This window comes from Polynucleobacter sp. 35-46-11 (genome assembly GCF_002281105.1).
On the sequence record NZ_NCFJ01000113.1, the window covers coordinates 1 to 6,541 of the forward strand.

Annotated in this window: 5 protein-coding genes; 3 read left to right on the forward strand and 2 right to left on the reverse strand. The window is 48.7% G+C overall.

Annotated features, from left to right (window positions below; genetic code table 11):
- Positions 1 to 13 precede the first annotated feature (13 nt).
- The 3 genes from polA to B7Y67_RS09270 are packed head-to-tail and all read left to right on the forward strand — an operon-like array spanning position 14 to position 4,533.
- Positions 14 to 2,842, forward strand: a complete 2,829-nt coding sequence (gene polA / locus B7Y67_RS09260) for a DNA polymerase I (RefSeq protein WP_293598402.1) — start codon at positions 14 to 16, stop codon at positions 2,840 to 2,842.
- A 15-nt stretch (positions 2,843 to 2,857) separates the two neighbouring features.
- Positions 2,858 to 3,754, forward strand: coding sequence for a dienelactone hydrolase family protein (locus tag B7Y67_RS09265; protein WP_293598398.1), 897 nt, complete (start codon positions 2,858 to 2,860; stop codon positions 3,752 to 3,754).
- Positions 3,755 to 3,759: 5 nt separating this feature from the next.
- Positions 3,760 to 4,533, forward strand: coding sequence for a ZIP family metal transporter (locus tag B7Y67_RS09270; protein WP_293598399.1), 774 nt, complete (start codon positions 3,760 to 3,762; stop codon positions 4,531 to 4,533).
- Here the strand turns inward: B7Y67_RS09270 and B7Y67_RS09275 are convergent.
- Together B7Y67_RS09275 and B7Y67_RS09280 are read right to left on the reverse strand one after the other, a co-directional pair.
- Complete coding sequence (locus tag B7Y67_RS09275; protein ID WP_293598400.1) at positions 4,530 to 5,360, reverse strand: sulfurtransferase; 831 nt, start codon at positions 5,358 to 5,360, stop codon at positions 4,530 to 4,532. The two genes, B7Y67_RS09270 and B7Y67_RS09275, sit on opposite strands and share 4 nt — an antisense overlap.
- Before the next feature lie 37 nt (positions 5,361 to 5,397).
- On the reverse strand, positions 5,398 to 6,504 hold the full coding sequence (locus B7Y67_RS09280; protein ID WP_293598401.1) for an aromatic ring-hydroxylating dioxygenase subunit alpha: 1,107 nt from the start codon (positions 6,502 to 6,504) through the stop codon (positions 5,398 to 5,400).
- Positions 6,505 to 6,541: the final 37 nt, after the last annotated feature.

Sequence of the window (6,541 nt, forward strand, 5' to 3'; positions counted from 1 at the left end):
GTACGATTGCGGTATGACTAAACATAGACTCTTGTTGGTAGACGGTTCTAGCTACCTCTATCGCGCCTTTCATGCCATGCCAGACCTCAGAAATGGGGCAGGCGACCCAACGGGGGCAATCTATGGGATGGTCAACATGATGCGCCGGGCTCGCTCGGAACTCAAGGCTGACCATATTGCCTGTGTTTTTGACGCCAAAGGCAAGACTTTCCGGGATGAAATGTACTCTGAGTACAAGGCGCACCGTTCTCCCATGCCTGAAGATTTGGTCAAACAGATTGAGCCGATCCATGCCATGGTGAAGGCCTTAGGCTGGCCAGTGCTGATGGTTTCTGGGGTTGAGGCTGATGATGTGATTGGTACCTTAGCTTGCCAGGCTACCCAAGCTGGCTGGGAAACCATTATTTCTACTGGCGATAAAGATTTAGCTCAGCTAGTCAATCTGTCAGTAACCCTAATCAACACGATGACCAATGAGAAATTAGACATCGATGGCGTGATTGCAAAATTTGGCGTACCTCCAGAGCGCATCGTAGATTACCTTTCGATTATTGGTGATGCGGTCGATAACGTGCCGGGTGTTCCGAAAGCTGGTCCTAAAACAGCTAACAAATGGTTGGCTGAGTTTGGCGACCTGGACAACTTGATGGCAAATGCTGATCAAGTGAAAGGTGTTGTTGGCGAGAATCTGCGAAACAGTTTGCAGTGGCTCCCACAAGCGCGCCAGCTTATTACCGTCAAAACGGATTGTGATTTATCTCCCCATCTGCCAGGCTTGGATGACCTGCATGCAAAACCAGAGGATGCGCCACTATTGCGTGAGTTGTTTGAGCGCTACGCATTTAAGACTTGGTTGCGTGATGTAGAGAAGCAGCTTGGTGGTGCGGCTCCTGAGACCGGTGGAGGTTTTGATTTGGCTGGAAGCCTCATCAAAAATATTGTTGAAGATAACGTAAAGGCAACAACCAAAAAGTTTGGCCCCACTGCTACAGAGGCGACAACTGCTTTATCGCAAGAAACAACTGATCTGCAAGGTGCAATTGAAAAACACTATGAATGTGTTGTCGACGAAGCAGCATTAGATCGCTGGATTAAAAAAATTGAAGGCGCCGATCTTACGGCGGTCGATACTGAGACTACTAGCTTAGATGCGCTTGTTGCAGAGCTTGTTGGTATCTCGCTTTGCGTGACTCCTGGAGAGGCTTGCTATATCCCAGTGGCGCACCGTAATGGAGAAACGCAACTGAGTCGCGAATTGGTCTTAGCGCGCATGAAGCCCTGGCTAGAAAGCGCTACCCATCTGAAAGTTGGGCAAAACCTCAAGTACGACAGCCATATTTTTGCGAACTATGACATCACCTTGCAAGGTATTGCGTTTGACACGATGCTGGAGTCTTATGTGCTTGAGTCACACATGCCACACAATATGGATAACTTAGCTGAGCGACATCTCGGCATGAAGACCATTAAGTATGAAGAGGTATGCGGTAAAGGGGTGCATCAGATTGGCTTTGATCAAGTTGATCTGAAGATCGCCACCGACTACGCGGCAGAAGATGCTGACATTACCTTACGTTTGCATCAAGTGCTATGGCCGCAAATTCAGGCAAGTCCAGGCCTTCTTTATGTTTATGAAAACATTGAGATGCCAGCAATGCGTGTATTGGGCATCATGGAGCGCAATGGTATTCGGATTGATTCAGCGCTGCTGTCCAAGCAGGGTCAAGAGGTTGGTAAGCGTCTCCTAGCTTTAGAGGCTGAGATTCACCAGCTTGCAGGGCAGCCATTCAACATTCAATCACCCAAGCAGATTGCAGAAATTTTGTTTGGACAGCTGGAGCTTCCAGTAATTAAGAAGACGCCATCGGGCGCACCATCTACTGATGAAGAAGTTTTGCAGAAGTTGGCTGAAGACTATCCTTTACCTGCGCGCATTCTTGACTACCGCAGTCTTGCTAAATTGATGTCGACCTATATCGAGAAGCTGCCCCGTATGGCAGACCCTAAAACAGGGCGCGTGCACACAAGCTTTTCTCAAGCTACTGCAGTGACTGGACGTTTGGCTTCAAGCGATCCGAACTTGCAGAATATTCCTGTGCGCACTGAAGAGGGTCGCCGTATTCGTGAGGCATTTATTCCGGCTGAAGGTTGCAAGTTGCTCTCTGCCGACTATTCCCAAATTGAATTGCGCATCATGGCGCACATTGCTGAAGATGAAAATCTACTAGCTGCATTCGCTGCAGGTAAGGATGTGCATCAAGCAACTGCCGCTGAGATTTTTGGTGTGCCGCTCGAGAGTGTCAATTCGGAGCAACGTCGCTATGCCAAGGTCATTAACTTTGGTCTGATCTACGGTATGAGTGCTTTTGGTCTAGCGGGTAACTTGGGTATCGAACGCTCGGCAGCCCAAAACTACATTGCCAAGTACTTTGATCGCTATCCAGGGGTGGCTCAATATATGGAGCGCACTCGCTTGGAGGCTAGAGAAAATGGCTATGTCGAGACAGTTTTTGGTAGACGTCTATGGCTGCCTGAGATTAAGGGTTCGAATGGTCCTCGTCGTCAAGGTGCCGAGCGGGCTGCGATTAACGCCCCCATGCAAGGAACTGCAGCTGACCTGATTAAATTGGCCATGGTTGCAGTCGAAAATTGGCTGGAAAAAGAGGGTCTCAAGACCCGTATGCTGCTCCAGGTTCACGATGAGCTGGTGTTTGACGTACCTTTGGATGAGTTGGAGCTCTTACAGGCAAAGTTACCTGACTTAATGTGCAAGGTGGCCGAACTGAAGGTTCCTTTGGTGGTTGGTATTGGGATTGGCGATAATTGGGAAGAAGCGCATTAAATCAGGAGACTAAAGATGACAACGAAAAAAGATCAGGATTCAAAAATGGTGTCTAGCGGTAGAAGGGGTTTTATGAAAGCCTCCGCCATTACTGCAACCACCATGGGGATTGGTTTTGTGGCCGCTTCAGAGCCTGTGATGGCACAAGCAATCGAAACCGATTTCACTGGCATTAAAGCGGGTGAGCAAATGATTCCGGTCGGCAGCTTTCAGATGCCGGCTTATGTTTCTCGCCCAGAAAAAGCTAAAGGAAAATTGCCGATTGTGATTGTGGCTAGTGAAATTTTTGGCGTACACGAATACATTGCCGACGTCACTAGACGCTTTGCTAAATTGGGTTACATGGCGATTGCTCCAGAATTCTTTATCCGAGCTGGCGATCCCAATACTTACGGAACTACTGCTGAGATCATGAGCAATATCGTTGCTAAGACCCCGGATTCTCAAGTCTTAAATGATTTACAGGCAGCTATTCAATGGGCTGGCAAAAATGGTGGAGACGTTAAGAAGGTTGGCGTAACTGGCTTCTGTTGGGGTGGTCGCATTACTTGGTTATCCGCCACACTTCCACAGGTACGTGCAGGTGTTGCTTGGTATGGTCGCTTGGTGGGTGAAAAGACCGAAGGCAATCCACGTCATCCAGTCGATATTGCTGCTGATCTCAAGGCCCCAGTTCTGGGCTTGTATGGTGGAGCGGATGCTGGTATTTCACTCGAAACTGTTGAGCAGATGCGTCAAGCGCTTGCGGCAGCAGCCCCGAAAAATCCAGCCGCTAAAGCCTCCCGTTTTGAAATTTATCCAGATGCACCCCATGGTTTTCATGCGGACTATCGCGCCTTATATCGCGAAGGCCCAGCGAAAGATGGTTGGGAAAAATGCATCGCCTGGTTTAAACAAAACGGGGTTGCTTAATTTTCATGTCAGTACTGCAAAGTATTTTATTAGTAACGGCGCTAGCGGGGACCGTTAGCGTTCTTGTTGCTGCTAGCTTTTCTTTGTCTTTGCTGTCGAAGATGGTTCACAGTATGGTCAGTGTGTCGGTAGGTATTTTGCTGGCCACTGCCTTGCTTCATTCTCTTCCTGAGGCATTTACGATGCCGGGCGTCAATCCTCAACTGCTATTTGCTACCTTGCTGGCAGGCCTCTTAGGATTTTTCTTGCTTGAGAAAATTGCTTTGCTGCGCCACAGCCATCATCACGAAGGCGATGGTCATGACCATCATCATGGTCACGATGCAGAGGTGGCGGGTCGCAGCGGTTGGATGATTTTAGTTGGTGATGGCCTGCACAATTTTGTTGATGGTGTGTTGATCGCTGCTGCATTCATGGCCGATTACCAAGTCGGCATCTTTACTGCGATTGCCATCATTGCTCATGAGATCCCGCAGGAGATTGGGGATTTCATCGTATTGCTGAATGCCGGATTCACTCGCACTCGTGCATTGATGTACAACCTGATTTGTGGTTTATCTGCAGTAGTGGGTGGGGTGTTGGCATATTTCTTCTTGGAGAAGGCGCATGCGGCAATGCCTTACTTGCTGGTGATTGCTGCAAGTGGTTTTATTTATATTGCCGTGAGTGATCTCATTCCGCAAATGCATCGACGCCCCCATTGGGCGGAATCCTTACGTCAAACGATTTTGATTGCTTGCGGTGTTGGCTTTGTAATCTTGCTTTCGCTGCTGCATTAAAGCGCGACTGGCCGGCTCGGGTCGGCACACCACTCACTCCAACTGCCTGCATATAGACGTGAGCCTTTAAGGCCCGCGATTTCCATTGCGAGGAGGTTATGGCAGGCAGTTACTCCAGAGCCGCATTGATGAATCACTTCAGAGGCTTTGGTTGAGCCCAGCAGACCTACAAAGTCTTTGAAAAGCTGTTCGGGTGCTTTGAAGCTTTTTCTGGAAAGATTTTCTCTGAAGCAATAATTGATCGCATTGGGGATGTGTCCGCCAACAGGATCTAAGGTTTCATTTTGACCATGGAAGCGATCATTTGCACGAGCGTCAACAACGACATTCATCTTGGCCTGAAGGTTGTGAACAACCTCCTCTACTATCACTAAGCCAACATAAGGCATTACAGGTACTGGCATTGTTGTTGGTTTCGCTTCACGCGGCAGTGTGCCAATCGGACCATTCCAGGCATCTAGGCCGCCATCTAAGACTTGGACATTGGCATGGCCAGTAGCTTTGAGCATCCACCATAAGCGACTGGCATATACAGAGCCCTGATTGTCGTAGGCAATCAATAAAGTATTGGAGTCAATGCCTAAGCGAGATTTGGTTTGTGCCCAAGCTTCAGGACTAGGCAGTGGGTGACGACCATTCTTACCCGTTTTTTCCCCGGATAAGTCATGGTCTAGGTCGACATAGAGGGCCCCAGGAATATGGCCCTCAAGATAAGATTTACGACCTGCCTGGGGATCCACTAAATCAAAGCGGCAATCACAGAGCAATACATTCTCACCACTGTTAATGATTTCTTCTAACTGATTTGCAGTAATGAGAGGCGTCATGTTGGCTTCCTGTTTAGAGCGAGTGAGTATTACTGAATTATGCGCCTTCGTAATTCATGGCGCGACGGTACCATTCATGAAAATGCTGCATGCCGTCTTCCATCGGGCTTTGATATGGCCCCACTTCATTTTGACCGCGTGCTAGTAGGGCGGCGCGACCAGCATCCATACGTTCTGCAATTTCATCATCCTCGATGCAGGTTTCCATATAGGCTGCACGCTCTGCTTCCACAAACTCACGCTCAAAGAGTGCGCTCTCTTCTGGGTAATAAAACTCGACGATATTGCGTGTTTTATTAGGGCCCATGGGATGCAATGTCGAAACGCATAAAACGCCTGGGTACCACTCCACCATGACATTGGGGTAGTAGGTAAGCCAGATGGCGCCATGGCGCGGTGTTTTGCCTTCATGGTGGCGTAATACCGCTTCATGCCACTTTTGATAAACCGGTGATCCTGGTTTCTCCAGGTTCTTGTGAATGCCAACAGTTTGTACGCTGTGCCAGTCACCGAATTCCCAACGCAAGTCTTCGCAAGAAACAAACTTACCTAAGCCTGGATGAAATGGCACAACGTGATAGTCCTCGAGGTAGACTTCAATAAAAGTCTTCCAGTTGTAATTACATTCATGAACTTCAACGTGATCGAGAACGTAACCCTCAAAATTCAGATCATCAGCGACGCCGAGTTTGGCAAGATCCGTGCGCACATCGCGCGGACCTTCAAACAAGAGTCCTTGCCAATTTTGCAGAGGTGACTTGCCTAGGTTGAGGCAGGGCTTATCTTCAAAATGGGGTGCACCCATTAGTTGACCATTTAAATCGTAGGTCCAGCGATGCAATGGGCAAACGATGTTGTCTGCTTTACCTTTGCCATTGAGCATGAGTGCTTGGCGATGACGGCAGACATTGGAAAGGAGTTCAACACCTTGGGAATTACGAACTAGCAAGCGACCCTCATTTTCTGAGGTCAATGTTTGGTAGGAGCCAATTTCAGGAACCATGAGTTCGTGACCAACATAGCCTGGGCCCTGCTTAAAAAGCAGTTCAATTTCACGCTGATAGAGATCAACGTCAAAATAGGCCGAAACCGGCAGTTGTAAATTGGACGGCGCAAGCTGCTGCGCGGTAGCCAGATTAGTCATTCTCCCCACCCCCGAAAACGTCAGCCGAAGCTAAGCG